The 25,672-nt window shown below is 69.7% G+C and carries 25 protein-coding genes; 14 read left to right on the top strand and 11 right to left on the bottom strand.

The genetic code is table 11. The features are described 5' to 3' along the window. Positions 1-56 precede the first annotated feature (56 nt). On the top strand, positions 57-884 hold the full coding sequence (locus tag EXE45_RS07195; RefSeq protein ID WP_137693968.1) for an MBL fold metallo-hydrolase: 828 nt from the start codon (positions 57-59) through the stop codon (positions 882-884). A 77-nt stretch (positions 885-961) separates the two neighbouring features. Further along, positions 962-2,050: a molybdopterin-dependent oxidoreductase gene (locus EXE45_RS07190; protein ID WP_137693929.1), complete on the top strand. Its 1,089-nt coding sequence runs from the start codon at positions 962-964 to the stop codon at positions 2,048-2,050. 34 nt (positions 2,051-2,084) lie between these two features. Here the strand turns inward: EXE45_RS07190 and EXE45_RS07185 are convergent, their stop codons facing one another. Continuing rightward, entirely contained in the window at positions 2,085-4,571 is a 2,487-nt protein-coding gene (locus tag EXE45_RS07185; protein WP_137693928.1) for a DEAD/DEAH box helicase, read from the bottom strand. A 337-nt stretch (positions 4,572-4,908) separates the two neighbouring features. On the opposite strand from EXE45_RS07185, the gene EXE45_RS07180 reads away from it, so the two are divergent. After that, complete coding sequence (locus tag EXE45_RS07180; protein ID WP_137693927.1) at positions 4,909-5,376, top strand: DUF5807 family protein; 468 nt, start codon at positions 4,909-4,911, stop codon at positions 5,374-5,376. A gap of 39 nt (positions 5,377-5,415) precedes the next feature. On the opposite strand, the gene EXE45_RS07175 is transcribed toward EXE45_RS07180, so the two are convergent. The 3 genes from EXE45_RS07175 to EXE45_RS07165 form a co-directional block, all read right to left on the bottom strand. Beyond that, entirely contained in the window at positions 5,416-7,068 is a 1,653-nt protein-coding gene (locus tag EXE45_RS07175) for a long-chain fatty acid--CoA ligase (protein ID WP_137693926.1), read from the bottom strand. A gap of 595 nt (positions 7,069-7,663) precedes the next feature. Next, complete coding sequence (gene metX, locus EXE45_RS07170; protein WP_137693925.1) at positions 7,664-8,962, bottom strand: homoserine O-acetyltransferase; 1,299 nt, start codon at positions 8,960-8,962, stop codon at positions 7,664-7,666. A 4-nt stretch (positions 8,963-8,966) separates the two neighbouring features. Next, a complete protein-coding gene (locus tag EXE45_RS07165) occupies positions 8,967-10,301 on the bottom strand; it encodes an O-acetylhomoserine aminocarboxypropyltransferase/cysteine synthase family protein (RefSeq protein WP_137693924.1) in 1,335 nt (444 codons plus the stop codon). Between the two features lie 175 nt (positions 10,302-10,476). Here EXE45_RS07165 and EXE45_RS07160 point away from each other — a divergent pair, with 175 nt between their 5' ends. Continuing rightward, positions 10,477-11,895 (top strand): DHH family phosphoesterase, encoded by a 1,419-nt coding sequence (locus tag EXE45_RS07160; protein ID WP_137693923.1) that lies wholly within the window; start codon positions 10,477-10,479, stop codon positions 11,893-11,895. Between the two features lie 46 nt (positions 11,896-11,941). Here EXE45_RS07160 and EXE45_RS07155 read toward each other — a convergent pair whose 3' ends face one another. The 5 genes from EXE45_RS07155 to EXE45_RS07135 all read right to left on the bottom strand — a co-directional run bounded on the left by EXE45_RS07155 (position 11,942) and on the right by EXE45_RS07135 (position 15,304). Beyond that, positions 11,942-12,241: a hypothetical protein gene (locus tag EXE45_RS07155; RefSeq protein ID WP_092919734.1), complete on the bottom strand. Its 300-nt coding sequence runs from the start codon at positions 12,239-12,241 to the stop codon at positions 11,942-11,944. Beyond that, on the bottom strand, positions 12,238-12,519 hold the full coding sequence (locus EXE45_RS07150) for a winged helix-turn-helix domain-containing protein (RefSeq protein ID WP_092919736.1): 282 nt from the start codon (positions 12,517-12,519) through the stop codon (positions 12,238-12,240). Before EXE45_RS07150 ends, EXE45_RS07155 begins: the two co-directional genes overlap by 4 nt. A gap of 90 nt (positions 12,520-12,609) precedes the next feature. Continuing rightward, positions 12,610-14,127: a molybdopterin-dependent oxidoreductase gene (locus tag EXE45_RS07145; RefSeq protein WP_137693967.1), complete on the bottom strand. Its 1,518-nt coding sequence runs from the start codon at positions 14,125-14,127 to the stop codon at positions 12,610-12,612. A gap of 108 nt (positions 14,128-14,235) precedes the next feature. After that, entirely contained in the window at positions 14,236-14,433 is a 198-nt protein-coding gene (locus EXE45_RS19590) for a hypothetical protein (RefSeq protein WP_158294252.1), read from the bottom strand. Between the two features lie 307 nt (positions 14,434-14,740). Beyond that, positions 14,741-15,304 (bottom strand): HalX domain-containing protein, encoded by a 564-nt coding sequence (locus EXE45_RS07135; protein ID WP_137693922.1) that lies wholly within the window; start codon positions 15,302-15,304, stop codon positions 14,741-14,743. 144 nt (positions 15,305-15,448) lie between these two features. Here EXE45_RS07135 and EXE45_RS07130 point away from each other — a divergent pair, with 144 nt between their 5' ends. After that, positions 15,449-16,180, top strand: coding sequence for an ATPase domain-containing protein (locus tag EXE45_RS07130; protein ID WP_137693921.1), 732 nt, complete (start codon positions 15,449-15,451; stop codon positions 16,178-16,180). Positions 16,181-16,222: 42 nt separating this feature from the next. Here EXE45_RS07130 and EXE45_RS07125 read toward each other — a convergent pair whose 3' ends face one another. Further along, complete coding sequence (locus EXE45_RS07125) at positions 16,223-16,561, bottom strand: helix-turn-helix domain-containing protein (RefSeq protein WP_092919740.1); 339 nt, start codon at positions 16,559-16,561, stop codon at positions 16,223-16,225. A gap of 185 nt (positions 16,562-16,746) precedes the next feature. Between EXE45_RS07125 and EXE45_RS07120 the strand changes: the two genes are divergently transcribed. The 5 genes from EXE45_RS07120 to EXE45_RS07100 all read left to right on the top strand — a co-directional run bounded on the left by EXE45_RS07120 (position 16,747) and on the right by EXE45_RS07100 (position 20,319). Further along, positions 16,747-17,085 (top strand): hypothetical protein, encoded by a 339-nt coding sequence (locus EXE45_RS07120; protein ID WP_092919742.1) that lies wholly within the window; start codon positions 16,747-16,749, stop codon positions 17,083-17,085. Between the two features lie 248 nt (positions 17,086-17,333). Next, the gene (locus tag EXE45_RS07115) at positions 17,334-17,924 is read left to right on the top strand and encodes an SHOCT domain-containing protein (protein WP_092919744.1); all 591 of its coding nucleotides are present in this window, start codon (positions 17,334-17,336) and stop codon (positions 17,922-17,924) included. A 326-nt stretch (positions 17,925-18,250) separates the two neighbouring features. After that, positions 18,251-18,841 carry an archaellin/type IV pilin N-terminal domain-containing protein gene (locus tag EXE45_RS07110; RefSeq protein WP_137693920.1) on the top strand — a complete coding sequence of 197 codons (591 nt, stop codon included), beginning with the start codon at positions 18,251-18,253 and terminating at the stop codon, positions 18,839-18,841. A gap of 2 nt (positions 18,842-18,843) precedes the next feature. Continuing rightward, positions 18,844-19,479, top strand: coding sequence for an archaellin/type IV pilin N-terminal domain-containing protein (locus EXE45_RS07105; RefSeq protein WP_137693919.1), 636 nt, complete (start codon positions 18,844-18,846; stop codon positions 19,477-19,479). An 81-nt stretch (positions 19,480-19,560) separates the two neighbouring features. Continuing rightward, positions 19,561-20,319, top strand: a complete 759-nt coding sequence (locus EXE45_RS07100) for a hypothetical protein (protein WP_137693918.1) — start codon at positions 19,561-19,563, stop codon at positions 20,317-20,319. 54 nt (positions 20,320-20,373) lie between these two features. Here the strand turns inward: EXE45_RS07100 and EXE45_RS07095 are convergent, their stop codons facing one another. Then, a complete protein-coding gene (locus EXE45_RS07095) occupies positions 20,374-20,826 on the bottom strand; it encodes a zinc ribbon domain-containing protein (protein ID WP_092919752.1) in 453 nt (150 codons plus the stop codon). 206 nt (positions 20,827-21,032) lie between these two features. Between EXE45_RS07095 and EXE45_RS07090 the strand changes: the two genes are divergently transcribed. The 4 genes from EXE45_RS07090 (at position 21,033) to EXE45_RS07075 (ending at position 25,629) form a co-directional block, all read left to right on the top strand. Next, a complete protein-coding gene (locus EXE45_RS07090; RefSeq protein ID WP_137693917.1) occupies positions 21,033-23,390 on the top strand; it encodes a BGTF surface domain-containing protein in 2,358 nt (785 codons plus the stop codon). A 108-nt stretch (positions 23,391-23,498) separates the two neighbouring features. Beyond that, positions 23,499-23,855, top strand: a complete 357-nt coding sequence (gene cheY / locus EXE45_RS07085) for a chemotaxis protein CheY (protein ID WP_092919756.1) — start codon at positions 23,499-23,501, stop codon at positions 23,853-23,855. Further along, positions 23,855-25,045 (top strand): chemotaxis protein CheC, encoded by a 1,191-nt coding sequence (locus tag EXE45_RS07080; protein WP_092919758.1) that lies wholly within the window; start codon positions 23,855-23,857, stop codon positions 25,043-25,045. The genes cheY and EXE45_RS07080 overlap by 1 nt, the downstream gene beginning before the upstream one ends. Beyond that, on the top strand, positions 25,042-25,629 hold the full coding sequence (locus EXE45_RS07075; RefSeq protein WP_092919760.1) for a chemotaxis protein CheD: 588 nt from the start codon (positions 25,042-25,044) through the stop codon (positions 25,627-25,629). The genes EXE45_RS07080 and EXE45_RS07075 overlap by 4 nt, the downstream gene beginning before the upstream one ends. Positions 25,630-25,672 lie beyond the last annotated feature (43 nt).

Genomic DNA, 25,672 nt, shown 5'->3' with positions numbered 1-25,672 from the left:
TCCCGACGGGTCCGACCGCGGACGCTAAGGCCGTGGCCCGCGGAGCGGGATCCGTCATGCGGGTCACCCTCCTCGGGACGGGCGACACGACGGGGACGCCGACCGTCGGCTGCGACTGCGACACCTGCGAGGCGGCCCGCGAGCGCGGGGTGTCGCGGTCGCGCTTCTCCGTCCACGTCGCCAACGAGCGCACCGGCGAGTCGCTGCTCGTCGACTTCAGTCCCGACTTCCGACAGCAGTTCCTCGCGGCCGACGTCCCGCTCCCCGACGCCGGGCTGGTGACGCACATCCACTTCGACCACCTCGACGGGCTGGGGAACGTCTACCGGCTCGTCGACGGGCTCCCGGTTCACGCGCCGAACGAGACCGACCCCGCCACCGACCGGAGCGTCGCCGGGACGATCCGCGACAAGTACGACTACCTCGAAGACCGGATCGGCGTCCACGCCCGCGACCCGTTCGAGCCGTTCGAGACCTGCGGGTTCGAGGTGCGGTTCGTCCCGGTCGACCACCCGCCGCTCCTCTGCTACGGCGTCGTCGTCGAGGACCCCGAGACGGGCGCGACGCTCTCGCTCACCGGCGACACCAGCTACGACGTTCCCGAGCGCTCCCGCGAGGCGCTCGCCGGCGCGGACCTGCTGCTCGCCGACGCTATCGTCCCCGCCTCGCTGTGCGAGCACCACCCGATCGGCGGCCGCCACGCGGGCCCGGACGGCGTCCCGCGCACCTTCGGCACGAAGCACATGACCCGGGAGGGGGCGCTCGCGCTCGCCGACGAGCTCGACGCCGACCGCACGCGGCTCGTCCACCTCGCGCACTACTACCCCGCCGACGAGGCGTTCGAGGAGCCGCTGGCGGTCGACGGCGAGACCTACGAGCTGTGACTCGGGTCGTCGCGCGCCGAACGCCGCGGTCGACCGGCCGCACCGTTTTGTCTCGCTAGCCCGTAGTCCGTTCCGAGATGGCCGTGACGGACCGCTTCCGGACCGCACTCGACCGCCTGGAGCCGCCGCCGCGCGCGGTCGACTGGTCGCTGTTCGCGTTCGTCGTCGCCGAGGCGGTCACGGGGCTGGTCTCGTTCACCGTCGGCGTCCCCGAGGGGTGGCCCCTCTTCTGGCTCCACCGCGCGCTCGGGCTCGGGATCGTCGCGCTGCTCGGGTGGAAGCTCGCGCGAGTCCGCCGCCGGCTCACCGATCCCGACCTGTGGCAGCGGTCGACGGCGCTGTCCGTCCTCACGCTCGTCGCGGCGCTCGGCGCCATCGGCACCGGCGTCGCGTGGGTGTTCGGCCTCGACGTGCGGCTCTCCTACTGGACCCTCCTCTCGGTTCACGTCGGGTTCGGCCTCGCCTTGGTCCCGCTCGTCGCCGCGCACGCGGCGACCCGGTTCCGGCTCCCCCGCCGCGTCGACTTCGAGCGCCGGCGGACCGCGGTGCGTTACTTCGCGCTCCTCGCCGCCGGCGGCGCGACCTACCGCCTCCAGCAAGGGGTCAACGACGCGCTCGACACCGCCGGCGCCGACCGCCGATTCACCGGCTCCCAGCCCCGCGAGGGCGAGGGGAACGGCGCGTTCCCGATCACCTCGTGGGTCGCGGACGACCCCGATCCGATCGACCGCGACGACTACCGGCTCACGGTCGAGGGGCTCGTGAGCGATCCCGTCGAACTGACGGCGGACGAGCTGGGGGCGGGCCACGAGACCGAGGCCCTGCTCGACTGTACGAGCGGCTGGTACACGGTCCAAGAATGGGGCGGGATCCGGGTCGGCGACCTGCTCGACGGGGCCGGCGACCTCGACGACGACGCGGCCTACGTCCGGTTCACCTCCGTGACGGGCTACCGCTGGAGTCTCCCGATCGGGGAGGCAGAGAACGCGCTGCTCGCGACGCACGTCGGCGGCGAGCGGCTGAGCCACGGTCACGGCGCGCCGGCCCGACTCGTCGCGCCCGACAGGCGGGGGTTCCAGTGGGTGAAGTGGGTAACGCGCGTGGAGGTCCGGTCGGAGTACGACCTCGGACAGTGGGTGGTGACGCTGGTGAGCGGGTTCGACTGATCGGCGGTCGCGTTCACGACCCCGCTGCGCCCGGCTATTCGTACTCGCTCCCGACGACCTCGCGGATGCGCTCCGCGGTCACCGGGCCGACGCCCTCGACCTCCAGGAGGTCCTCCTCTCGCGCCGTCATCACGGCCTCGACGGTGCCGAAGTGCTCCAACAGCGATCGGGCGGTGACCGGGCCGATGTCCGCGATGGAGGAGACGACGTACTCCTGCTGTTCGGCGCGCGTCTTCGTCGTCTTCTCGCCGTGGACGCTCACCTCGCGGTCGCGCGTCTCCTGCTCGCGTTTGGCGATCGTCGCCAGCAGCTCGGTGGTGTCGTCCTCGCCTTCGGTGCGGAGCACGCTCACGTCGAAGTCGACCGCGAGCGACGCGAGCGCGCCGCGGATCGCGTTGGGGTCGATGTCGCGCTGGCCGTAGAGGTTCGTCCCCTCGACGACCATCACGGGGCGGGCGTACGCCCGCGAGAGCTCGCCCACCTGCTCGAACATCGAGCGGTCGGCGTCGAGCATCGAGTCGACGAAGTCGGCCGCCGACTTGCGCTCGACGGCGACGCGGTCGGAGAGCACGTAGTCGCCGACCGCCAGCGTCTCCAGCCGGGTGACGAGCCCGTCGCGGGTCGAGAGGTCCTTCGCGATGGAGGAGTCGAGCTCGCGCTGGTCGACGACGACCTCGACGCCCTCGTCGACGCCCGCGGTCGCGACGAGAGCGTCGTCGTCGGAATCGGCCGCGGTTTCCTCGCTCTCGGCGGTGTCGTCGCCGGCGGCGTCGTCACCGTCGCCGTCGTCGCCCTCCTCGTCGTCGCGCTCGCGCACCTCCTCGGCGAAGTCGGTGAGGCCGGCCCCCTCGTCTTCGCTCGCTCCGGCGCCGTCTGCCGCGCCGCCTTCGCCTTCGTCGCTCGTCGTATCGGCGTCGGACTCCCCGGACCCCCCGCCGAACGCGTCGAGGCCGGCCTGTCCGTCGTCGCCGACGGACTCCTCGATGTCGTCGGTGGCCTCTTTCAGCTCCGCGAGCTGGCTGGCCATCTCCTTCTCGCGGCGCCGCGAGATCCAGAAGAACGCCTCGTCGCGGGTGTCCTCGGCCATCAGGACGACGACTTTCCCCTCCGCCTGCCGGCCGGTCCGGCCCTTGCGCTGGATCGAGCGGATCGCGGTCGGGACCGGCTCGTAGAAGCAGACGAGGTCCACCTCGGGCACGTCGAGCCCCTCCTCCGCGACGCTCGTGGAGACGAGCACCTCGAACTCGCCGGCCTTGAACTCGTCGAGCGTCTCCTGCTGCTGTGTCTGGCTCATCCCGTCCGAGCCCTCCTTGTCGCCCTGCCCGACGAACTTCCGCACGTCGAAGCTGGCGGAGAGGAACTCCACGAGCGCCTCCGCGGTGTCGCGCGACTCCGTGAACAGGATCGCGCGCTCGCCGCCGTCGATGCCGAGGGTCTCGGCCAGCAGGATCCGGGCCTTCGAGAACTTCGGGTGGAGCCCGTCGAACGACTCCGCCTTCCGCATCGCCTCGCGCACCTTCGGGTCCGCGACCATGCGCTGGCTCGCCTTCGACGCGCCCGACGAGCGGGCGGCCTCGCGCTGGCGCTCGAAGTAGCGCCGGACGGACTCGACCGACTGCGTCTCGACCAGCTCGGTCGCCCGCCGGAGCTTCATCACCTCGGCGTGGGTACTCATCCCCTTGTACCCCTCCGACTGGTCGTTGTCCATCATCTGCTTCAGCTGCCCGCGCATCCTGTTGAGGTCCTTCTGCGAGAGGTCCGGGTTCGTCGTGTTCGTCACGCCCAGCGACTTGAGCTTCTCCAGCCGGTCCGTGATCACCTCGTTGAGCGCGTCGCGGATCTCGAGGACCTCGTCAGGGAGCGTGACTCGCTCCCATCGGACGTCGGTGTCGTGGGTGTACTCGTCGACGTCGGCGTCCGCTTCGGTCATCACCTCGACGTTCGAGAGCCCGAGGTTCTCACAGACCGTCTCGATCTCCTCGGTGTCGCCGCCGGGCGAGGCCGACATCCCCGTCACGAGCGGGTCGGCCGCGTCGGCGTGGTACCGCTCCGCGATGTACACGTACGCGTAGTCACCGGTCGCGCGGTGGCACTCGTCGAAGGTCAGGTGGGTCACGTCGCGCAGCGAGATCCGGTTGCCGACGAGGTCGTTCTCGACGACTTGCGGGGTCGCGATCACGATCCGGGCGTCGTCCCACAGCGCGGCGCGGTCGTCGGGCTTCACGTCGCCGGTGAACACGACGATCTCGTCGTCCGGAATCCGCAGCGCCTCGCGGTAGAAGTCCGCGTGCTGCTGGACGAGGGGTTTGGTGGGGGCCAAAAAGAGGGCCTTCCCGCCGACCTCGCTGAGCCGTTCGGCGGTGACGAGCAGGCTGACCGTCGTCTTGCCGAGGCCGGTCGGGAGACAGACCAGCGTGTGCTCGTCGGCGGCGGCGTCCGCCAGCTGGAGCTGGTAGCGCCGCCGCTGGAGGAAGTCGTCGACGAGCAGATCCCTGTCGATCCCGGCGGCCTCGGTCGCCATCGGCGGTGCTTCGCCGCCGTCGGCCTAAAGCCTTCGCGAAGCGCGGTGAAAGTTATCGGTCGGCGGAGCGCTCCTCGCGGAGCTCGTCGGGCACGTCCTCGTCGACCAGCTCCGCCCACTCGGCGAGCCGGTCGTCGGATCGGGTTTGCGCACTCATCACGCGACGGATCTCCGTGATACGTCTTAACAGTTACCCCGATTCTACATGATCTAGCATCGATCCGAGCGGATCCCACCGCTCGATCGCCCACGACGCGCGCCGTTCCGGGCCGGAGGGCCCGCGCTCTCCTTCGGGCCGACTCGCACGCCTTTTACCGCTCACGCGCCTCCGGCCGCCATGAGCAACCTCGACGAGTTCCTCGCGGGCGAGCGGCTCGACGACGTGGTCTTCTACGTGAGCGACGCGTACCTCGACGACGACTCCCGACTGCGCGAGGTCGGGGCCGAGACCGACGGCGGCGTCCGGCTGATCCTCGACGGCGAGACCGGACGGTCCGCGTTCCAGGCCGGCACCGGCATGGGCGCGATGGAGTTCGCGAAGACGGCGATGGACGCCGAGGGGGAGATCGCGCGCACCCTCGACGACGGGGCGTGCCCGTTCGCGGACGAGGCCGACGACGCGAACGACGCGGGCGAAGGTCCCGACGGCGACCACGCGATCCGGTTCGTCTTCGCGTTCGCGGAGGCGCAAAACGAGGAGGTCGGCGGCCTCTACGCGGAGGGCGACGTGGTCCACGCGTACGCCCACTGTACGTGCGGCGAGAGCTACTCGCACAAGTGGGTCGTCGGCGACCGCGACGACTGAAAAATCGGTTCGGGACGGACGGGTACGCCCGGCGGCGCGTTACTCCCCGTCGGGCGCGTCGTCCTCCGGCACCGCGCCCTCGACGAGCGACTGGTCGCCGTACTGCTCGCGGAGGTCCTTCTTCGAGAACTTCCCGGTGGCGGTCTTCGGCACCTCGTCGATGAACTCCACCGCGTCCGGCACCCACCACTTGGGGTACTCGTCGCGGAGGCCGGCCTCGATCCGCTCGACGAGCTCGTCGCGGTCGACGCCGTCGGCCACGACGACGAAGGCGACGGGCCGCTCCTGCCAGCGCTCGTGGGGCACGCCGACCACGGCCGCCTCGCTGACGCCGTCGTAGGCCATGATCGCGTTCTCCAGCTCGACGCTGGAGATCCACTCGCCGCCGGACTTGATCACGTCCTTGGTGCGGTCGACGAGCTGCATGTAGCCGTCCTCGTCGACGGTGACCACGTCGCCGGTCTTCAGCCAGCCGTCGACGAACTCCTCTTCGCTGGCCTCCGGACGCGCGAAGTACTCCTTCGTGACCCACGGGCCGCGGATCCGCAGCTCGCCGAAGTCCTCGCCGTTCCACGGCACCTCCTCGCCGTTCTCGTCGATAACTTCGAACTCCAGGCCGGGGGCGACGAGCCCCTGCTTCGCGCGCTTGTTCACCTGCGTCTCGTAGTCGGCGCCGCGCAAGTCGTCCTTGAGGTGCGAGACGGTGCCGATCGGTGAGAGCTCGGTCATCCCCCACGCGTGGAGCACCTCGACGTCGCGCTCGTCGTACCACTCGATGAGCGCCTGCGGCGCGGCCGCGCCGCCGATGATCACGGTGTCGAGCGTCGAGAGGTCGACGTCGTTCCCCTCTTCGATGTACTCGCGCAGGCCGAGCCACACCGTCGGGACGCCGGCGGAGATCGTCACGCCCTCCTCCTCGATCAGCGCCGCGAGGTCGGCCGGGTCCGGCGAGGGGCCGGGGTAGACGTGCTTCGCGCCCGCGGCGGCCGCGGTGAACGGCATCCCCCACGCGTTGACGTGGAACATGGGAACGACGGGCATCACGACGTCGGAGTCCTCCATCGGGATCCCCTGCGGCGTCTGGGAGGCCATCGTGTGGCTCCACAGCATCGACTGGGTGTACTCGACGCCCTTCGGGCGCCCCGTCGTGCCGGAGGTGTAACACAACCCGGCGGGCTGGTCGCCGTCGAGGTCGGGCCAGTCGTACTCGGTCGAGTAGTCGCCGATGAACTCCTCGTAGGCCGGCGCGTCGAGCGCGTCGATCCCCTCCGACCCCATCGTGACGAAGTCGACGTCCTCGAACTCCTCCGCGCCCTCCGCGGCGCCCGCGATCTTCTCGGCCAGCGACGGGTCGACGAAGACGATCTCGTCGTCGGCGTCGTCGACGATGTACCGGATGTGTTCGTCGGGCAGCAGCGGGTTGATCGTGTGGAGCTGCGCGCCCGTGTTCGGGACGCCGAAGTACGTCTCGAAGTGCCGCGTGTGGTTCCAGCAGAACGTCGCGACGCGGTCGCCGCGCTCGATCCCGTAGTCCTGGAGCGCGTTCGCGAGCCGCGCCGTCCGGTCGGCGTACTCGGCGTAGGTGTGCCGCGTGCGCCCCTCGTGGGTACGCGAGACGATCTCGGTGTCCGGGTACAGTCGCTCCGCGCGCCACATGAACGGTCGCAGGGTCTGGGCGTGTCCGCCTGGCATACCTTACACACCACGGGGCCGGGAACTATGAACGTTATCATGATTGATCGTGATTCTTTGCGAACAACCGGGGAACGCCCGTTCTGCCTCGGCCGCTCGTTTATAAATAGATGAGCGCCGATCGTCGGTGAAGGCCGTCGAGGCTCCGGTCGGCCGCTTATAAATCGTTACCGGTAGATCGACACGAACACCGCCGAAGCCCCAGCCGCTCGGTCGTACGAAGATGGGACTTATAAATCGGCGATCGACACGAACACCGCCGAAGCCCCAGCCGCTCGGCCGTACGAAAGGGGAGGAGCTTATAAATCGGCGATCGACACGAACACCGCCGAAGCCCCAGCCGGGAGGCGGGCGCACGCTCGCTGCGCGCTTCGGTCGCTCGCGTCGCTCGCTCCCTCCAGTGCTTGCGTCGCCTGCGCCCGCCTCCCGGCTGCCCCTTCGAGTCCCTCCCCGCACTACAACCGCACCTCATGCCTCCCCAGCCTCGCCGCTCACGCCCTCCGGGCGTTCGCGGCGTCCCTCGCGCGTGCGGTTCGCGGCGCGTTGCGCCGCTCACAGGCACGCGCCACCGCACAGACGTCGTTTAAAAGGTGGTTTACCCCCGGAACAGGCTCGCGTGAACGGGCGCGTGGTCGGAGTCGGGCCGGGGGTCGTCGCCGTCGGAGCCGCCCTCGTCGGAGACCGCGCGGCCGTCGACGCCGTCGGCGAGGAAGTCGCGGACGGGCGGGCCGACGTGTTCCGGCTCGACGAGGAACGCGTCGTGGCCGTGGTCGGAGTCGACCACGTGGTGCGCGACCGGGACGTCGGTCTCGCGGAAGGCGTCCGCGAGGGAGGCGGACTGCTCGACGGTGAAGTGCCAGTCGGCGGTGAAGCTCATGAGGAGGGTCTCGCCCTCGAAGGCCCCGAGCGCGTCGGCGTCGGTGCCGTGGCCCGCGGCGAGGTCGTACTCGTCCATCGCGCGCGTGAGGTAGAGGTAGCTGTTCGCGTCGAACCGGTCCCCGAACCCCTCCGCCTGGTAGTCGAGGTACGACTCCACCTCGCGGTACGGGAAGAAGCCGGCGGTCGGCTCCGGCGGCAGCCCGAGGTCGCCGTCCTCGCGGGTGAGCGAGTCGCGCCCGGCCGACCGCCGCCCGAACTTCCGCTCCATCGACGCCTTCGAGAGGTACATGATATGGCCGATCTGACGGGCGATCGCGAGCCCCTCGGTCGGGTCCGGGCGGTCGTCGCCGTAGTAGCCGCCCCCGTTCCAGTCCGCGTCCGCGCGGATGGCGCGGCGCGCGACCGCGTCGAGCGCAAGACACTGCGCGTCGAGCCGCCCGGCGGTCGCGATGGCCACCACGCGGTCGACGTCGTCCGGGTACCGCTTCGCCCACTCTAAGGCGTTCATCCCGCCGACGCTCCCGCCGACGACCGCGCGGAGCCGCCCCACGCCGAGGTGGTCGAGGAGGCGGCGCTGCGCCCGCGCCCAGTCCTCGACCTGGACCGGCGGGAACGCGGTCCCCCAGCGGTCGTGGTCGGGCTCCTCGCGTAAGTCGAGGTCCGCGGGCCGCTCGCTGGCCGGGCCGGTCGTCCCGTAGCAGGAGCCGGGGACGTTCGCGCAGACGACGTAGTACTCGGTCGTGTCGATCGCCTTCCCCGGCCCGACCACGTCGTCCCACCACGCTCGGGCCTGCCCGGCCTGTCCGGCGCCGGTGGTCTCGGCGTCCCGCTCCGGCTCCGGGGAGCGCGCGACGTTCTGGCTCCCGGTGAGCGCGTGGCAGATCAGCACGACGTTGTCGCCGTCGAACTCCCCGTGTGTCTCGTAGGCGACCTCGAGGTCCGGCACCGACTGCCCGCACTCGAAGGCGAACTCGCCGAGCGAGGCGACCCCGTGGTCGGTCGGCACCGCGCTCATCGGTTCACTCCCCGCCCCCGCTCGCGGTTCGCTCCCCGCCCGCGGCGCGCTCTCCCCCCGCGGCCCGCTCGCCCGCCGCCAGCCCCGCGTCGAGGTCGGCGATCACGTCGTCGGCGTCCTCGATGCCGACCGAGAGCCGGAGCATCTCCGGGTAGACGCCGGCGAGCCTTTGCTGGGTCTCGTCCATCTGCGCGTGCGTCGTGGAGGCCGGGTGGATGACGAGCGTCTTCGCGTCGCCGATGTTCGCGAGGAAGCTCGTCAGCTCGACCGACTCGCAGAACGTCTTGGCGGCCTCGTAGCCGCCGTCGACCCCGAAGGTGACCATCCCGCCGAAGCCGTCGAGGTACTCGGCCGCGTTGCCGTGGCTCTCGTGGTCCTCGAAGCCGGGGTAGCTCACCCAGTCGACGCGGCCGTCCTCGCGGAGGAACTCCGCGACCCGCCGCGCGTTCTCGCAGTGGCGCTCCATCCGCAGCGGGAGCGTGTTGAGCCCCTGGATCGTCTGCCACGCGTCGAAGGGGGACTGCTGACCGCCGGTCGGGCGCACGCCGCGCTGGCGGACCACGTTGGCGAACGCGGCGTCGCCGAACTGTTCCACGAAGTCGATCGGGAACGCGGGCGACTCCCCGTCCAGCTCGTCGTAGTCGGCGTCGGGGTGGTCCCACGGGAACTGCCCCCCGTCGACGACGACCCCGCCGACGGTGGTGCCGTTGCCGGTGATCCACTTCGTCGTCGACTCCCAGACGACATCGGCGCCGTGCTCGAACGGCCGACAGCAGTACGGCGTCGCGAACGTGTTGTCGACGACGAGCGGGACGGCGTTCTCGTGGGCGATCTCGGCGAGCCGCTCGAAGTCGGGCGTGACGAGCGAGGGGTTCGCGATCGTCTCGACGTGGACGAACGCGGTGTCGTCGTCGACCGCGTCCGCGTACGCCTCGTAGTCGAGCGTGTCGACGAGCCGCGACTCGATCCCGCGGCGGTCCGCGATCGTGGTGAGGTACGCCGCGGTCCCGCCGTACATCTCGGAGCTGGCGACGACGTTGTCGCCCGCGCTCGCGAGGACGGTCGTGATCGCGTCGAACGCGGCCATGCCCGACCCGGTCGCCACCGCGTCCGACCCGCCGGAGAGGTCGGCTATCCGCTCCTCCAAGACGTTCACCGTCGGGTTCGAGAGCCGGGAGTAGATGTGGCCCTCCGCCCGGAGCGCGTACATCTCCGCCGCCGTGTCCGCGTCGTCGAAGACGTACGAGGTCGTCTGGTGGATCGGGGTGGCGCGGGCGCCGGTGGCCGAATCGGGCTCGGCGCCGGCGTGGAGACTCCGGGTGTTGAACCCACGTGTCATGTTTGTTGCTCATACGTCTACGCACGTCTATAACTGTCAGTTACGGCAATTGATGCCCCTTCGCCGGACGGCGTCCGCGAGGTCGCCCGACGACTCTCTCGCGCCGGTCCGCGCCGGTCCGCGCCCGCCGCACCGAAGCGTGCGTTTATGCCCGATCGGGCGCCAACCGGTGGTAATGGCAGTCGCCGCCCCAGTCCCCGACCTCGCCGACCGCGCGACCGACTGCGCCGACCGCCTGCGCGAGGCCGGCCGGGTGCTGCTCGCGTCGCATATCGACGCCGACGGGATCACGAGCGCCGCGATCGCCTCTACCGCGCTCGCCCGGGCCGGGATCGACCACGAGGTCGTCTTCGAGAAGCAGCTCGACGCCGACTCGATCGCCGGGATCGCCGCCCGCGAGTTCGACGTCGTCTGCTTCACCGACTTCGGCTCCGGCCAGCTCGACGCCATCGCCGACCACGAGGAGCGCGGCGACTTCGTCCCCGTCATCGCCGACCACCACCAGCCCGCGGACCGCGACACGCGCTACCACCTCAACCCCCTGCTGGAGGGGATCGACGGCGCGAGCGAACTCTCCGGCGCCGGCGCGAGCTACCTCCTGGCCCGCGCGCTGGAGGGGCCCGACGGCGACAACCGCGACCTCGCCGCGCTCGCGGTCGTCGGCGCGGTCGGCGACATGCAGGACTCCGACGGCGGCCTCGTCGGCGCCAACGAGTCGATCGTCGCCGACGGCGTCGACGCGGGCGTCCTCGAGGCCCGGACCGACCTCGACCTGTACGGCAGACAGACCCGACCGCTCCCCAAGCTCTTGGAGTACGCCTCCGACGTGACGATCCCGGGGATCTCGAACGACGAGGCGGGCGCTATCTCCTTCCTCACCGACCTCGACGTCGACGTGAAACGCGACGGGGAGTGGCGGCGCTGGGTCGACCTCGACGCCGAGGAGCGGCGGACCCTCGCGTCGGCGCTGATGCGCCGCGCCGTGGCCTCCGGCGTGCCCTCCGACCGGGTCGAGGCGCTCGTCGGCACCTCCTACACGCTGGTCGACGAGGAGCCCGGAACGGAGCTCCGAGACGTCAGCGAGTTCTCCACGCTGCTCAACGCGACCGCGCGCTACGAGCGCGGCGACGTCGGACTCGCGGTGTGTCTCGGCGACCGCGGCGACGCGCTCGCGGAGGCGCGCCGGTTGCTCCGTACCCACCGGCAGAACCTCTCCGAGGGGCTCCAGTGGGTCAAAACCGAGGGCGTCACTCACGAGGAGCACCTCCAGTGGTTCGACGCCGGCTCGCGCATCCGCGAGACGATCGTCGGCATCGTCGCCGGGATGGCGGTCGGCTCGCCGGCGGTCGACCGCTCGAAGCCGGTGATCGCGTTCGCCGAGGAGAGCGCCGAGGAACTGAAGGTTTCCTCGCGCGGCTCGCACGGACTCGTCCGGCGCGGACTCGACCTCTCCGCGGTGATGCGCGAGGCGAGCCGGGCCGTCGGCGGCGACGGCGGGGGCCACGACGTGGCCGCGGGCGCGACGATCCCGACCGAGGAGCGCGACGCGTTCCTCGCCGAGGCGGACCGGATCGTCGGCGAGCAGCTCTCGTGAGCCGGTCCGGCCGTCGCTCTGGAGCCCGAAGCGACCCGTCCGCCCGTCACTTCAGCGTGGCGTAGGTCAGCAGCGAGACGGCGAGCAGCTCCAGCACGCTCATCGCGAGCACGACCCGTCCCACGAGCGGGTCCATCGCGTACAGCGTCCGCATGTTCGCGAAGAAGAAGGCGACCGAGACCAGGTTCTCGACCAACAGCACGGCGCTGAAGCCCACCAGCCCCAACAGGAGCGTCGACCCGAACTCGCGGTAGTTGCGGATCCATACCGTCGCCAGCACCGCCAGCAGCGCGCTGTTGACGATCCCGATCAACACGGCGATCCCGGTCGGCGACGCCGGGTTCATTCGGCGTCCACCTCCGCGGTGATCTCCTCGAACGCCTCCGCGTGCTGCTCGAAGCGGTCGGTCAGGAAGTAGAGCTTCCCGTAGTCGTGGTCGCTCGGCTCGACGACGTCGTGGTCTTTCAACATTTCGAGGTGGTGGGTGATCGTGTTGTAATCGACGTCCAGTTCTTCCGCGAGCTCGTTCGCGTTCCGGGGGCGAGCGCGGAGCTCCCGGACGATCCGGACCCTGTTGGCGCCACCGCGGCTCGCGACGAACAGGTACCACAGGGCCTTCTTCATCTAGCGTACTGGTGTGTCGAGTAGGCGCTGAAAGTCGTTTCGGCCGGGACGAAGCGGTCCGGACGCGCTCGCGGGACGGAGGGGGACGCGTCACCCGACGGTTCGGCGGACCCACCCCGACGCGCCGCTCGGGACGGAGCCGGACGACTCCCGGGTCTGAAGCGTCCCCGTCCCGTCGGTCGCGCGGACGACGACCTCGTGCTCGCCGTCGGGGGCGAAGACGTGCCGCCACTGCCGCCAGACGTCCGCGTCGGGGAGCGGGGCGGAGAGCTCGGCGTCGGTCCACGAGTCGCCGCCGTCGGTCGACACCTCGACGCGCTCGATCCCGCGCGTCCCGGCGTAGGCGTGGCCGGCCAGCTCGATCCGACCGTCGTCGAGCTCCGTGATCCCCTCGTCCCAGAGCTTGGCGACCGTCTTCACCTCGCCGGTCCCCTCCCAGCCGCGCTCCTCCCAGTAACCGTCGTCCTCGACGTTCAGCAGTTCGATCTCCGAGAGCCACTTCACGTTCGTCTCTCCCCAGCGACCCGGGATAAGCACCCGAACCGGGTGGCCGTGGCCGGTCGGGAGCTCCTTCCCGTTCATCCCCCACGCGAGGAACCCCTCGGCGAGCACGTCGACCGGGAACTGGACGTAGTACCCGTCCTCGCCGCGCAACATCGCGCAGTTGCAGTCCCCCTGCGGGTCGACGGACTCGAGCAGCGGGCGGATCGGGGTCCCCGTCCAGACGGCGTTGTCCAGCTTGCGGCCGTTCAGGTCCTCGCCGACGCACCGCAGCGTCACCGCGCGGTGTTCGACGGGTCGGTCGATCAGCTCGTCGAAGGCGACCGTCCGCTCGCTTCCGGTTTCGCCGGTGAACGTCAGCGACCACTCGGCGGCCGTCACCTCCGGGTCGAACTCCGCGATGTCGACGTTGTAGAACTCCCCGATCGGGCTCACCAGCCCCTGGAGGCCGTCGCTTTCCAGCTCCAGCGAGGCCGAGTCGAGCTCCCGAAGCCGCGCGGCCGAGCCCTCGGACCGCGGGGCGTCGGCGAGGGGCTCGTCGTCCGTCGCGAACGACCGCCGGCCCACGGCGGCCGCGGCGACGAACCCGAGCGCCCCGGCGACGACCCCGAGGGTCCGGCGGCGCACCGCGTCCGCGACTGCCGACGAGTCCCCCTCGGTCGAGGCGTCGCTCTCGGACGGGACCGCGGACGGGGATAACCACCCGATCCCGACGACGGCCGCGGCGGGGAGCGCCGCGCCCAGCGCCCCCGCTGAGACGCCCGTCAGCCCGGCGGCGAGCAGCCAGGATCCGACGCCGGAGACCGCGGCACCGGCGGCGCGGCGGTCGGTGCGCGTAGCGAGTCGAAGGCCCGCGAACGCGACCGCACCGAACAGCCCGACCGCGACCGCGAACGCCATGGCGATGTGAATCAGGTGGCCCGCGTCGCCGAACGTCTCGATCGCGAACGTCACGATCGGCCCGGGCGTCAGGTTGACGACGGTCTGGTCGACGGGCCGGACGACGAACGACGGCGTCCACCCCGTGACGAGGTACGAGCCGGCGACCGCGGCCGTGCCGGCCGCCGCCGCGAGGAGCCCGTCTCGGCGTTCGCTAACGCTGATCATGGATAACCTCTGGGTTACAGTCACTTGAACCACGTCCTCGACGGCCGGGTACTCGTGGCCGTCGTCGACCTCGCTCAGTCGGCGCACGGTGCCGCCCTCGTCGACGCCCTAGTCGGGAGCGTCCTGCGCGGGGGCCTGGTCGGGAGCGTCCTGCGCGGGGGCCTGGTCGGGAGCGTCCTGCGCGGGAGCCTGGTCGGGAGCGTCCTGCGCGGGAGCCTGGTCGGGAGCGTCCTGCGCGGGAGCCTGGTCGGGGACGGTTCCCGGAGCCTCCGCGTTCGGCTCCGTCTCCGCGGCCCGTCCCGTCACTCGCCTCTCCGTCGCTTCCGCCTTCGCCGAGGCGACCGGCGAGCGTCGGCGCCGCGAGTCCCCCGCTCGTCGCCAGGACCCGTCGCCGCGTGTCTCGTCCCGTCATGGTCACGGCGAGGTCCGCGACGGGGATATGGATTTTTCAACTACCGGACAAATTCGGTGCGGAGTCGGGGCGAGGTCCGTTCAAACTTCGTTCGGTATCCCGCCGCGGTCGGCGGTTCGCTGCGATCGCTCGACGCCGTCGTCGACGGAACGCGGTGACACCGAAACCGACGGGAGCCGTGTCGAGCCGAACGACGCCGCGTCAGGCCTCGCCGAGGTCGCGGAACATCGCGCGGTAATCGTCGGTCGACAGCGACTCGCCGAGGTCGTCGATGTCGGCGTCCAACTCCTCCAAGCGCTCGACGAGGTCGGCGTACGCCTCGTTCCCCTCGCGCTGTGCGGCCGGCTTCTGCGAACTGAGCACGGCGCGCTTGCTGGCGAGCGCGGCGGCCTCCTGGACGAGGTCGTCGTACTCGCTGCGGGTCAGGAGGGTGTCGATGGCCGCGAGCAGCTTCGATTGGCTCACCGGCTTGGTGAGATAGAGGTCGAACCCCATGTCGATGATGTCGAAGTCGGGTTCGACCGCGGTGACCATCGCCACCCGGCAGTCGTACCCCTCCCCGCGGATGTGTTCCAAGACGTCGTCGCCGCTTCCGTCCGGCAGCCGGCGGTCGAGGAGGACCACGTCGACGGCGGCGTCGACCCGGTCGATCGCCTCGGCGGCGGTCTCGGTGACGTCGACGGCGTACCGCTCCTCTAAGAAGCCGGCGTACAGCGCCGCGATGTCGGGCTCGTCCTCGACGACGAGTATCGACGGGTCGCTCACCGTCGACCACCGTCGACAGCGACGAGGCACGCTTCACCGGGCATACACGAACGAGCGGCATGTCGAGAGATAAAACTGTCGCCGTGCGTTCGGCCGATGCGCTGAACCGTCTTTTATATACTCCGACCGCCAAAGGGGAGACGAATGTCAGAACTCGTCTCCACCGGGGTCGAGGGGCTCGACTCCATCCTCACCGGCGGCATCACCGAGCGGTCGACGGTCCTCGTCTCCGGGAACCCGGGCACCGGCAAGAGCATCTTCGGAATCCAGTACCTCCATCACGGCGTCTCAGAACACGACGAGCGCGGCGTCTACGTCTCCTTCGAGGAGGACGAGGCCGACATCCGCGGCGCGGCCGAGTCCGTCGGCTTCGAGGGGTTCGACAAGATGGTCGACGACGGCGACATCGTCATCTTGGACAAACGCGAGATGCTTCGGGAGACCGACTTCTCGACCGCGGTCGACCGCCTGCTCGACACCGTCGAGGACGGCGAGTTCGACCGGCTCGTCCTCGACTCGCTGTCGATGTTCCAGCTGTTCTTCGACGCCGAACAGGAGAAGCGGACGTACCTGCTGAAGTTCTCGGACATCCTCAAGGCCAACGGGCTCACCTCGCTGCTCATCAACGAGCAGGGCGCCGTCTTCCCCGACACCGAGGTCGGCTTGGAGAACTTCCTCACCGACGGGAACATCTACTTCATCCAGACGCCGACCGACTCCGGCGTCAACCGCTACGTCTGGGTGGCGAAGATGCGGAAACAGGACATCGACACCGACATCTTCCCGATGGAGATCGGCCAGGGCGGGATCACGGTCCACGAGCGCGCGGGCGGCTTCTCGATGATGGGCGGCTCCGACGACCAGCCGTCGTTCTGACTCGGTCGCCTTCCGCTTCGGTTCGGCGAGACCGCGCCGCGGTCAGTCCCCGGACGAGAGGTCGCGCCAGACGTCGTCGAGGCGGTTCTTCACCGCCGACCGCTCCTCGACCTCGATGGTGAGCCCGTCGCGGAAGTCGACCTCGACGCCGTCGACCTTCCGGCGGTACACCTTCACGCGCCGGTGTTCGTCGGAGAGCGGTCGGTCGTGTAGCTCGAGGAGGTCCGCCTCCTCCAGCTCGTTGATCCGTCGGTAACACGTCGCGATCGGGACGTCCAACTGGTCGCTGAGGTCCTGCGCCGACTTCGCGTCGCCCGTCGCCGTCAGGATCTCCGTGTTGTATTTGTTACCGAGTACGGTGATCAGATCGTCCCCCACCATTCACGTTATCGAGATTGATTTCTTTGGTTTATAATGGTACCGGTGGTCGACTCGATTGCCGAATGTCTCTATTCGACGTGCGGGAGGGGACCGCGACCGGTTCGGCGCTCCGCCCCGCGGAACCGTGTTATCGCCGCTGATACCCGCCACCGTGGGTTTATTATCCGCGTTCCAGCAGGGCGTGTATGGAACTCATCGAGGGGTTGTACCTGATGACGACCACCGTGTTGGCCGGCGCGAGCGTGACGCTCGTCGCGTTCGCGGTCGCGGCGTACCGCTCGTCCGGCCGCACGGCGATGGCGTACCTGGCGGTCGGTTTCGGGCTCGTCGTCGTCGCGGCGGTCGGCACGCCCGCGGCCGCCTTCCGGACGGGATTCGGCAACGCGGAGGCGCTACTCCTCGTCAACACCGGGTTGATCGCGGCGTCGATGGCACTCGTCGCGGGGAGCCTCGCGGTCTACGAACCGGGGACGCAGGAGTTCGTGATACCCGAGTCGGAGCTGTCACGACTGCGCGACCGCTGAGCTGGACGCGACCCGGCCAGTCCGGACCGGGACGACTTCGCTACCCCCGCGTGGATGTCGAACCGATCCCGAACTTATTCGTCCGCGAACGAGCCGATAACGCCCCTCCCCGACGGCCTTTTGATTTCCCGCCACGTAGCGATCCCGATGACGGATCGCCGCCGGAACGAGTGCGTGGACGCGGGCGTGCGGGCGGCTCCGCGACCGGACCGACCCGCCGACCCACCTCGGTGTTCGGGGCCACCGCGATGACGACCGCCGACGCCCACGCCGACCGCTCGACGGTCGCTCGGCTCTCGGATCTCATCGCGCGCGCCGGCGTCGGTGCTGGAGTCACGATGCTCGTGAGCGTCCTGCCGGTCGTCGGCCTGATCGCGCCCGCGGTCGGCGCCGGCGTGGCGAGCTGGACCGACGAGTCCGAGACGCCTCGCGGCCCGCGGATCGGCGCCGCGACGGGCGCGCTGGTCGCGCTGCTGTCGCTGCCGCTGACGTTCTTCGCGGTCTGGATCGCCGCCGCGGTGTCGCCGGCGGCGACGGTTGGCGTCCTCGCGCTCACGCTGTTCGGCGCGGCGTACGTCGTCGGCAGCGGCGCGCTCGGCGGGTACCTCGCGGATCGGATCGCGGCGGAGCGCGACGCGTCTCGTTCGGGCGCCGATCGCGTGGAACCGACGACCCCGGTCGAGCGGCTCAAACACCGCTACGTCGAGGGCGAACTCACCGACGCGGAGTTCGAGCGACGTCTCGACCGACTGCTGGCCGCCGACCGCGAGCGGGACCGCTCCGAAGTGCGGTCACAGTCTGAACCGGCGAACTCGAAGACGCGCGAACGCGAACGCTGACGAGCCTCCAAACTCCTGACGCGGACGCGTGGCCTGACCCGCGAGACGCTCTCCCTACCGATTTGATCGGTGATTCGCCCCGTCACCGACTGTCCGACATCGAAACGCGCTATTCGCCCGTTCGTTGTTCCCAGCAGATCCAAATTTGATACCGACGCAGAGATTTCGTTAATATATTCTGTAACTAAATCTATACAAATAACACCAAAATCGCAAGAAGACAGATGTTTATCAGCCTAGATAACCGGAGACGTAATCTTAAGTAGGAATTCCCCATCGCTACCGATAACGCCCGCCGGGCAGGCCGGGGGCCGACGCAACACACAATGTTCGAAACCATACTGGACGAGGAAGAGCGCGGGCAAGTGGGGATCGGGACCCTCATCGTGTTCATCGCGATGGTGCTGGTGGCGGCGATCGCCGCCGGCGTCCTGATCAACACGGCCGGGTTCCTCCAGACGCAGGCGGAAGCAACGGGCGAAGAGAGTACGAGTCAGGTCTCCGACCGGCTTCAGGTCGTGAGCACCTCCGGGAACGTGACCGAGGACGGGGGGAACTACGTCGTTGACAACGTCACCTTCATCGTCGCGAAAGCGCCTGGTGCTGGGCTGATTGACTTAGGGGAAACTACCGTCCAAGTTATCGGTCAAGATGGTCAGAATAGTACTCAGCTCGGGAATCTCAATGCTGACATTGAGAATGTTCTCGGTGTTAATAACGATGTTCTAACTGACAACAGTGATCGCGCTGCGGTTCACATTAATTTCTCCAACCCTGGTGACTTCGCTAACTACAACCTTCTTGAACCTGGACACAGGATGAGTGTCACATTCACGACACCATCTGGTGCGTCCACAACGAAAGAAATTCGCGTCCCGACGACGCTCACGCAGGATCAGGACTCGGTGAGGCTGTAACAATGTTCGAATTCATCACTAACAACGAGGACCGCGGTCAGGTGGGAATCGGGACCCTCATCGTGTTCATCGCGATGGTGCTGGTGGCGGCGATCGCCGCCGGCGTCCTGATCAACACGGCCGGCTTCCTCCAGTCGCAGGCGGAAGCGACGGGCCAGGAAAGTACCGATCTCGTTTCCGAGCGGATCGACGTGACGAGCGAAGTCGGGATCGTCAACAATTCGAATAACCCCACGAACCTTAGTCAAATCCGTGTCGGCGTGGCCGGCGCTGCCGGTGCCGACCAGATTGACCTAAATAAGACGACGATTCAGGCCGTCGGACCGAACGGTCAGGAAACGCTTACGTTCAACCGTACTGGTTCTATTAGTAGTGCCTCTGACATCCCGGCTGGATCCTTCGCGGTTCAAGACGCGTCCGGTTCGTACGTCACATCTTCGGAGGCGGTACTCAATTCGACTAACTCGTTCACCATTATTCTCAACCCAGAGAGCCGCCCGTTCGGCGGACCTAACGCGACGTTCGGGCAGGGCGACTCCTCGTCGCTCGACATCGTCTCGCCGGCCGGTGCGACGACGACCGTCGAACTGAACGCTCCCGACCTGTTCAGTAAGAAAGGCGCGGCGGTCCGGCTCTAACGAGTCAAACAGCGCAGTAACCAGTTCGCGGCGGCTCGGCCGCCCGCAACACCTATTTTTCGGCGCGCGCTACCACGACCCATGAGTGACGACGACCCGGTACCGGCCGACCCGGACGAGCTCGACTTCACCGACGACGAGGACGTCGTCGAGATCGGGGAGGGCCGCTACGTCGTCGGGACGAACGGCCGCCCCAACGTCGGCCGCTCGCGGGGCCAGCGCCGCGCGCCGCCCGAAGACGACTCCGGATTCACCGCCGCGGACCCGACGAATCCGTCGGAGCGGCGCCCCGCCGGCGACGATCCGCGGGCGAGCGCGGCCGGGCCCGGCGTCGGCGAGCGCGGCCAACAGGGCGGCGGGCAGCCTGGTGGTGGGCAGCCCGGCGGTGGACAGCAGTCCGGCGGGCAAGCTCCCGGCGGCGGACAGCCCCCGCCGAACGCCGCCCGAGAGCAGCGCCGGAACCGGTCCGCGTCTGGCGGCAACGCGGTCGACCGGCAGTCGGTGAGCCGGTGGCTGGCGACCTCCTTCGACGGCGACGGGTTCGACTACGGTATCGACGCGACGCTCCACGCGAACGGCGACACCACCCGGCAGCGGATGGTGTCGAACGACGTGACCGCGACGTTCGACACGCTCGTCACGTGGTTCGCGTCGAACGCCGGCCCGAACTCGCCGACGCCGGAGGCGATCGGGCTGCTGCTCGCGGCCTCCGAGACCACCGTCGACATCCCCCCGGTGATGATAAAGCGGTTCGCGGCGAGTCAGGGGCTCTCCGCGAGCGACAGCATCGGCGACCTAGTGCGCGCCGCCGAGGACGCGGGCGGGTTCCGGATCGAGTGATCGTCGTCGAAGTGCTATCGCCGTCGAAAGACGATAAGACGCCTTCTACTCACCTTACAGCAGCACGAACAGCGCGATACCGATCAGCGCGAACACCGCGTACAGCCCCGCCATCACCTCGCGTTTCAGCGGGCTGCCGAGCGGCTCCGCGGTGAGCCGTCGAATCGGCGGCAGAACCGCTATTCCGCCGAGGATCAGCGGCCACGATTCCGGCGCCGGGACCCGCGTGAGCGCGACGACGACCGTTCCGTATCCGAGGGCGTACGACCCCCGCCGCCAGAGCTGTTCGCGGTCGGTCAGGTCCGCCTTCGACGGGAACGCGTCGCCGCTCCCCGAGTCGCCGCCGTCGGATCCGCCACCGCCGCCACTCCCCGCGACTTGCTCCGCCTGCCGCTGGACGTACTCGTCGAGCTCCTCGGCCGCGTCCTCCGTCTGCGGGGCGCCGCACTGGGCGCAGTACCGCGCCTCGTCGTCGACCGGAGCGTCACAGCGGGGACACGATGGCATCTTGGCGTGGATCGGGCGCCGCCCGGGCTTAATTCTTCGGACCGAGGACTCCGCCCACGTCGGGCGATTTCCTCGTTCTCCCGCCGTTTCTCGTCGTCTCGTTACTCGCCTTGATAATCGGGTGGGTACGCTTTAGTCGGTGACCCGCGGAGGCGTAGCTAACCGACTCGGGCCGCTCGCCGGCCCGCTCGCTTGACCACGCCCCCATGACGATGGACCACGACGACGCGACCGACGCGCGCCCGACGGACCCGACGGCCGCCCACGGCGACCGGTCGGTCGACTCCGGGAAGAGCCGACGAGTCCGATCGCTCGGAACCGATCTGTCGGGGTTCCAGGCGAGCAGTATCGCCCTCGTCGTCCTCGTCGCGCTCGGCGGCGTCGTCGCGACCCCGGTCGCGGCCGGCCTCACGGCCGGTTCGTCGGCGTCGTCCGTCGCCGCCGGACCGACGGCGCCCGTCGCGGTCGAGGCCGCCGGTCCGGTCGGTCCGGCGGACCGCGCCGAGGTCAGCGGCGGGTTCTCCCGGCCGACGTACACCGGCGTCGCGGGCGACCCGATCGAGGTCAGCTTCACCGCCGAGAACTCGGACGGGCCGACCTACCTGCTCATCGGCGGGAACCAGCTCACCGACACGGGGGAGCCGGTCGGCTTCGTCGACGTGGTCAAGATCTCGGGCAGGACCGATCTGACCATCAACACGCGGACGCTCGGCACCGACGCGAGCAACGTCGAGAGCTGCGGGCTGGAGGCCACGTCGTGTGACCTGACGTTCGTCGACGAGAACGGCGACACGGTCGCCGAGAACCTCAGCGCGCTTCCGAGCGCGACCGGCGCGGGCGGGCTCGCTCGCCCCCTCGTCCCGCAGCGCTATCGGCTCGCGATCACCAACGGGACGTTCGTCGTGGAGGACTCCGGCGTGGTGACGCCCACCGCCAGCGCGGACCAGGCGGACCTCGTGTTACAGAAGCCGAAGTTCCGCGAGGAGGTCGAGGTGTTCACCACCGCCGACCGGGACGCGCTCGGCGAGGACGTCGACGCCGAGTCGCTCGACGCGCTCCGGGAGAACGGGCTCGACCGTTCTGTCGTGACAAAGGGGAACAGGATCGTCCTCGGCTTCGAGTCGACGGGCATCTGGGGCGCGCTGTCGCACTTCGCCGCGGAGCGCGGCGCGGGCCCGATCGAAGCCGGCGAGGCGGTCGACCACCGGGTGCTGACCGACCTCTTGAAGAGGGAATCGGGCGTGTCGCTCCGGGTCCGACAGACGAACCCGGGGATGAACGAACCGCCCGCGAGGCTCGACCTCTCGCGCGCCGATCCGGAGGACGTTACGCTCATCCCGGCGGCCGCGACCGAGCTGGAGACCCCCGACGCGCCCGGCCGCTTCTACCTCGTCATCGACACGAGCGGCGGGGACCACTTCACCGAGGAGCCCGAACCGGGCGACGAGTTCGCCGTCGAGTTCGCGCTGGAGGGGACGGAGGGCGACCGGTACGCGTTCGCGGACGGCGCGGAGCCGCCGGCGGCGTTCGGGTCGGCGTCCGGACCGAGTGACGCCGCCCAGTTCCCCTACTGGGAGACGGGCGACAGCACGGTGCGCGCCGAGGCGACGTTCACCGTCCGCGAGCGGTTCCTCCGATACGACCACGTCACCGACGACGGGGAGATCCTCGTCGAGGCGGCGAACGGACGCATCACGGGGACGACCTCGCTGCTGCCGCGGCGGGAGATGACCGCGACGTTCGTGAACGACGCCGGCGACGCTCCGTTCCGCACGGAGTCCCCGCTGGAGATCGCGGACGGGAACTTCACGATCGGCGTCGACCTCGAGGAGATTTCACCCGGAACGCGCCTGAACTACGAGCTGTACGAGGGGTCCACGCTCCGCGACAGCCGGACGGTCGTCGTCGTCGGCGACGCCGACAACCCGGACGAGCTGGTGATCGACGACGCCCCCGAGAACGTCACGGTCACCGAGGGCGGGAACCTCTCCGCGCTCCGGGCCACCGCCCGCAACGCGGGCGGACTCACGGGAGAAGGGCAGCTCACCCTCACCGTCGACAACGGCAGCGCGGTGGGGTCGTGGGGAGTCCGGCTCGAACCGGGCAAGTCCCGAACGTACGCGTTCGGCTCCGTGACGGTCGACCTCGACCCGGGAACCTACCCGTTCACGCTTCGACTCGACGGCGACTCTCACGGCGGGACGCTCGTGGTCGAACAAGACCCGGCGACGACGACGATCGACGACGAGGGCGACGGGAGTACCGAAAACGGCACCGACACCGGCGACGGCGGCGCGGACGACGGCACCGACGTCGACGGGAGCGGCGACGACGGCGACTCGGAACCGAACTCGACCGCCCCGAACGGGTCGGACTCCGGCGCCGACTCGAACGACACCGAAACCGACGGCGACGGGGGCCCCGGCGCGACGAGCGACGGCGACGCGCCCGCCGAGCAGGAGACTGACTCCGTCGGCATGCTTCCGCTGCCGTTCGGGACGCGCGAGGCGTTCGGCGGGACCGTCCTCGTCGGCGCGATCCACGTCCTCGGCCACTGGGTGTGACCGCCGCTTCGAGTGTAGGGCCGTTCCCCGTCGTTCGGAGCTCCGTTCTCATCGCTGAGAACCGCGGGGGAGCGATTAAGTGATCGCTGAACCCCGCTTCAGACAACAATGGCTACGCGGGTACTCATCGCCGACGACTCGGAGTTCATGCGGAACCTCCTCCGGGAGATCCTCGAAGGCGAGTTCGAGATCGTCGGGGAGGCGGAGAACGGCGTGGAGGCGGTGAACATGTACGAGGAGCACGGGCCGGACCTCGTGATGATGGACATCGTGATGCCGATCCGCGACGGGATCGAGGCGACGACGGAGATCTTAGAGGAGCATCCCGACGCGACGGTGATCATGTGTACCAGCGTCGGGCAGGAGGAGAAGATGAAGGCGGCGATCAAGGCGGGCGCGGAGGGGTACATCACGAAGCCGTTCCAGAAGCCGAACGTGCTCGACGCCATCGGCTCGGCGGTATAATGCGGGTCGACGTCCGCGCGCTCGGCGCCTGTAACCGCCTCGCTGAGCGGGGGGCGAAACAGGCCGCCGGGGCGCTCTCGGACCTGACCGGGACCGACCTCGCGGTGGAGGTGACGGGCGCGAGCGTCGCCAGCGGCGAGGACCTCGCGGAAGCGTTCGCGGGCCGGGAGTCGATCGGCGTGAGCGTCGGGCTCCGCGGGGGGTTGGACGGCGAGGCGGTGCTCGCCTTCGACGCCGTGAACGTCGACGCCCTGCTCTCGCTGCTCCCCGGGGGGCAGTCGATGGAGCGGAGCGCGGTGACGGAGGTCGGCAACATCGCGCTCGGCGGCTTCCTCGACGGCTGGGCGAACTTCCTCGGGAAGGCGATCGACATGTCGCCGCCGCGGTACTTCGAGGCCGACGGCGCGGCGGTGCTGCCGGACGGCGCGCTCGCCGGCGACGGCGTGTTCCTCTTCGAGAGCCGGCTGGACGCGACGACGACCGACCTCGACTTCTCCATCTACATGCTGCCCGACTCGGGGCCGTTCCGCGATCTCATCGTCGGGAAGACGGCTCCCGCGGCGGCGGCCGGCGGCGAGGCGAACGGCGGCACGACGAGCACCGCGGTGCCGTACGAGTCGCTGTCGACGTTCTCGTCGCTGGCGAAGCGGGGGTCGTCGAACGCCGCCGACAACATCGCGATGATGACCGGGCTCGAGACGAGCGTCGACGTGAGTCGGCTCCGGTTCGTCCCGCTCGCGGACGTGCCCGCGGAGGTCGGGACCGAACCGCACGCGGGCACGGTGTTCGAGCTTCAGGGAGAGCCGAGCGGCTACCTCGCGATCCTCTTCGAGGAGTCTTCTGCGGCCGCGATCGCGGACGCGATGCTCCCCATGGACCCGGACGAACCGCTGGGCGACATGGCCGAGAACGCGCTCTGCGAGCTCGGCAACGTGATGACGAGCGGGTTCATCGACGGGTGGGCGAACGTGCTGGGCACGTCGATCACTCACTCGCCGCCGGAGTTCGTCCACGACATCGGCGCGTCGACGATCAGCCCGCTCGTCGCGAAGCTGAGCGAGCGGCAGGACTACGGGTTCGTGATCGACACGGCGATCGAGACGGAGGGGATCCAGGCGCGGTGCGACGTGTACGCGCTCCCCGACGAGCGCGAACTGGCTCGGGCGCTCGATCGGCTCTCCGACCCGTGACCCGCTCGCTCTCCGACGATCGGCCGGACGAGCCGGCGGACCGAACGGAGAGCGACGGGGACGCCGTCGCTGACGCGGACCCCGCGGCGGTCACCGGCGGCGCGGTCCCCGACGACCCCGGCCGGATCAAGGTCGGCGTGGGCGAACTGGCGGTCACGAGCGACGACGCCGTCCTGACCACCAGCGGGCTGGGCTCCTGCGTCGCGGTCGCGCTCGTCGACGAGCGAGCGGGCGTCCGCGGGCTCCTCCACGCCATGCTGCCTGCGGGCGAAGAGAAACCGACCGCCGCCGCGCGCCCCGCGAAGTACGTCGACACCGGAGTCGACTCGCTGATCGCGGCGCTCGACGACGCCGGCGCCGACCCCCGCCGCCTGGAGGCGCGGGTCGCCGGCGGCGCCGAGATGCTCGATCTCACGGACGCGGTCGGCCCGCGGAACGTCGAGCGGGTGGGCGAGGTGCTCGACGCGGCGGGCGTCCCTGTCGTCGCCAGCGACGTCGGCGACGCCGTCGGACGGACGGTCCGATTCGGTCCGGACGGCCGGCTCGTCGTCCGGGCGGCGGACGGCTTCGAACGAGCGATCTGACCGTCGATCGGGACTGGTTTCGCCTCTGGTCGCTTCCGGATTT

Source organism: Halorubrum sp. SP9 (genome assembly GCF_005435015.1).
Lineage (GTDB): Archaea > Halobacteriota > Halobacteria > Halobacteriales > Haloferacaceae > Halorubrum > Halorubrum sodomense.
Note: the sequence above shows the minus strand (reverse complement) of the source record. Positions and strands in the feature narration are given on the sequence as shown.

Bases quoted from the DNA above. Each gene is read 5' to 3' on its own strand.
- EXE45_RS07165 (WP_137693924.1), bottom strand. From the start codon at position 10,301: ATGACACGTGGGTTCAACACCCGGAGTCTCCACGCCGGCGCCGAGCCC.
- EXE45_RS07180 (WP_137693927.1), top strand. From the start codon at position 4,909: ATGAGCAACCTCGACGAGTTCCTCGCGGGCGAGCGGCTCGACGACGTG.
- EXE45_RS07150 (WP_092919736.1), bottom strand. From the start codon at position 12,519: ATGAAGAAGGCCCTGTGGTACCTGTTCGTCGCGAGCCGCGGTGGCGCC.
- EXE45_RS07195 (WP_137693968.1), top strand. From the start codon at position 57: ATGCGGGTCACCCTCCTCGGGACGGGCGACACGACGGGGACGCCGACC.
- EXE45_RS07185 (WP_137693928.1), bottom strand. From the start codon at position 4,571: ATGGCGACCGAGGCCGCCGGGATCGACAGGGATCTGCTCGTCGACGAC.
- EXE45_RS07095 (WP_092919752.1), bottom strand. From the start codon at position 20,826: ATGCCATCGTGTCCCCGCTGTGACGCTCCGGTCGACGACGAGGCGCGG.
- cheY (WP_092919756.1), top strand. From the start codon at position 23,499: ATGGCTACGCGGGTACTCATCGCCGACGACTCGGAGTTCATGCGGAAC.
- EXE45_RS07160 (WP_137693923.1), top strand. From the start codon at position 10,477: ATGGCAGTCGCCGCCCCAGTCCCCGACCTCGCCGACCGCGCGACCGAC.
- EXE45_RS07125 (WP_092919740.1), bottom strand. From the start codon at position 16,561: ATGGTGGGGGACGATCTGATCACCGTACTCGGTAACAAATACAACACG.
- EXE45_RS07100 (WP_137693918.1), top strand. From the start codon at position 19,561: ATGAGTGACGACGACCCGGTACCGGCCGACCCGGACGAGCTCGACTTC.
- EXE45_RS07115 (WP_092919744.1), top strand. From the start codon at position 17,334: ATGACGACCGCCGACGCCCACGCCGACCGCTCGACGGTCGCTCGGCTC.
- EXE45_RS07155 (WP_092919734.1), bottom strand. From the start codon at position 12,241: ATGAACCCGGCGTCGCCGACCGGGATCGCCGTGTTGATCGGGATCGTC.
- EXE45_RS07090 (WP_137693917.1), top strand. From the start codon at position 21,033: ATGACGATGGACCACGACGACGCGACCGACGCGCGCCCGACGGACCCG.
- EXE45_RS07080 (WP_092919758.1), top strand. From the start codon at position 23,855: ATGCGGGTCGACGTCCGCGCGCTCGGCGCCTGTAACCGCCTCGCTGAG.
- EXE45_RS07145 (WP_137693967.1), bottom strand. From the start codon at position 14,127: ATGATCAGCGTTAGCGAACGCCGAGACGGGCTCCTCGCGGCGGCGGCC.
- EXE45_RS07190 (WP_137693929.1), top strand. From the start codon at position 962: ATGGCCGTGACGGACCGCTTCCGGACCGCACTCGACCGCCTGGAGCCG.
- EXE45_RS07110 (WP_137693920.1), top strand. From the start codon at position 18,251: ATGTTCGAAACCATACTGGACGAGGAAGAGCGCGGGCAAGTGGGGATC.
- EXE45_RS07120 (WP_092919742.1), top strand. From the start codon at position 16,747: ATGGAACTCATCGAGGGGTTGTACCTGATGACGACCACCGTGTTGGCC.
- EXE45_RS07105 (WP_137693919.1), top strand. From the start codon at position 18,844: ATGTTCGAATTCATCACTAACAACGAGGACCGCGGTCAGGTGGGAATC.
- EXE45_RS07130 (WP_137693921.1), top strand. From the start codon at position 15,449: ATGTCAGAACTCGTCTCCACCGGGGTCGAGGGGCTCGACTCCATCCTC.
- metX (WP_137693925.1), bottom strand. From the start codon at position 8,962: ATGAGCGCGGTGCCGACCGACCACGGGGTCGCCTCGCTCGGCGAGTTC.
- EXE45_RS07175 (WP_137693926.1), bottom strand. From the start codon at position 7,068: ATGCCAGGCGGACACGCCCAGACCCTGCGACCGTTCATGTGGCGCGCG.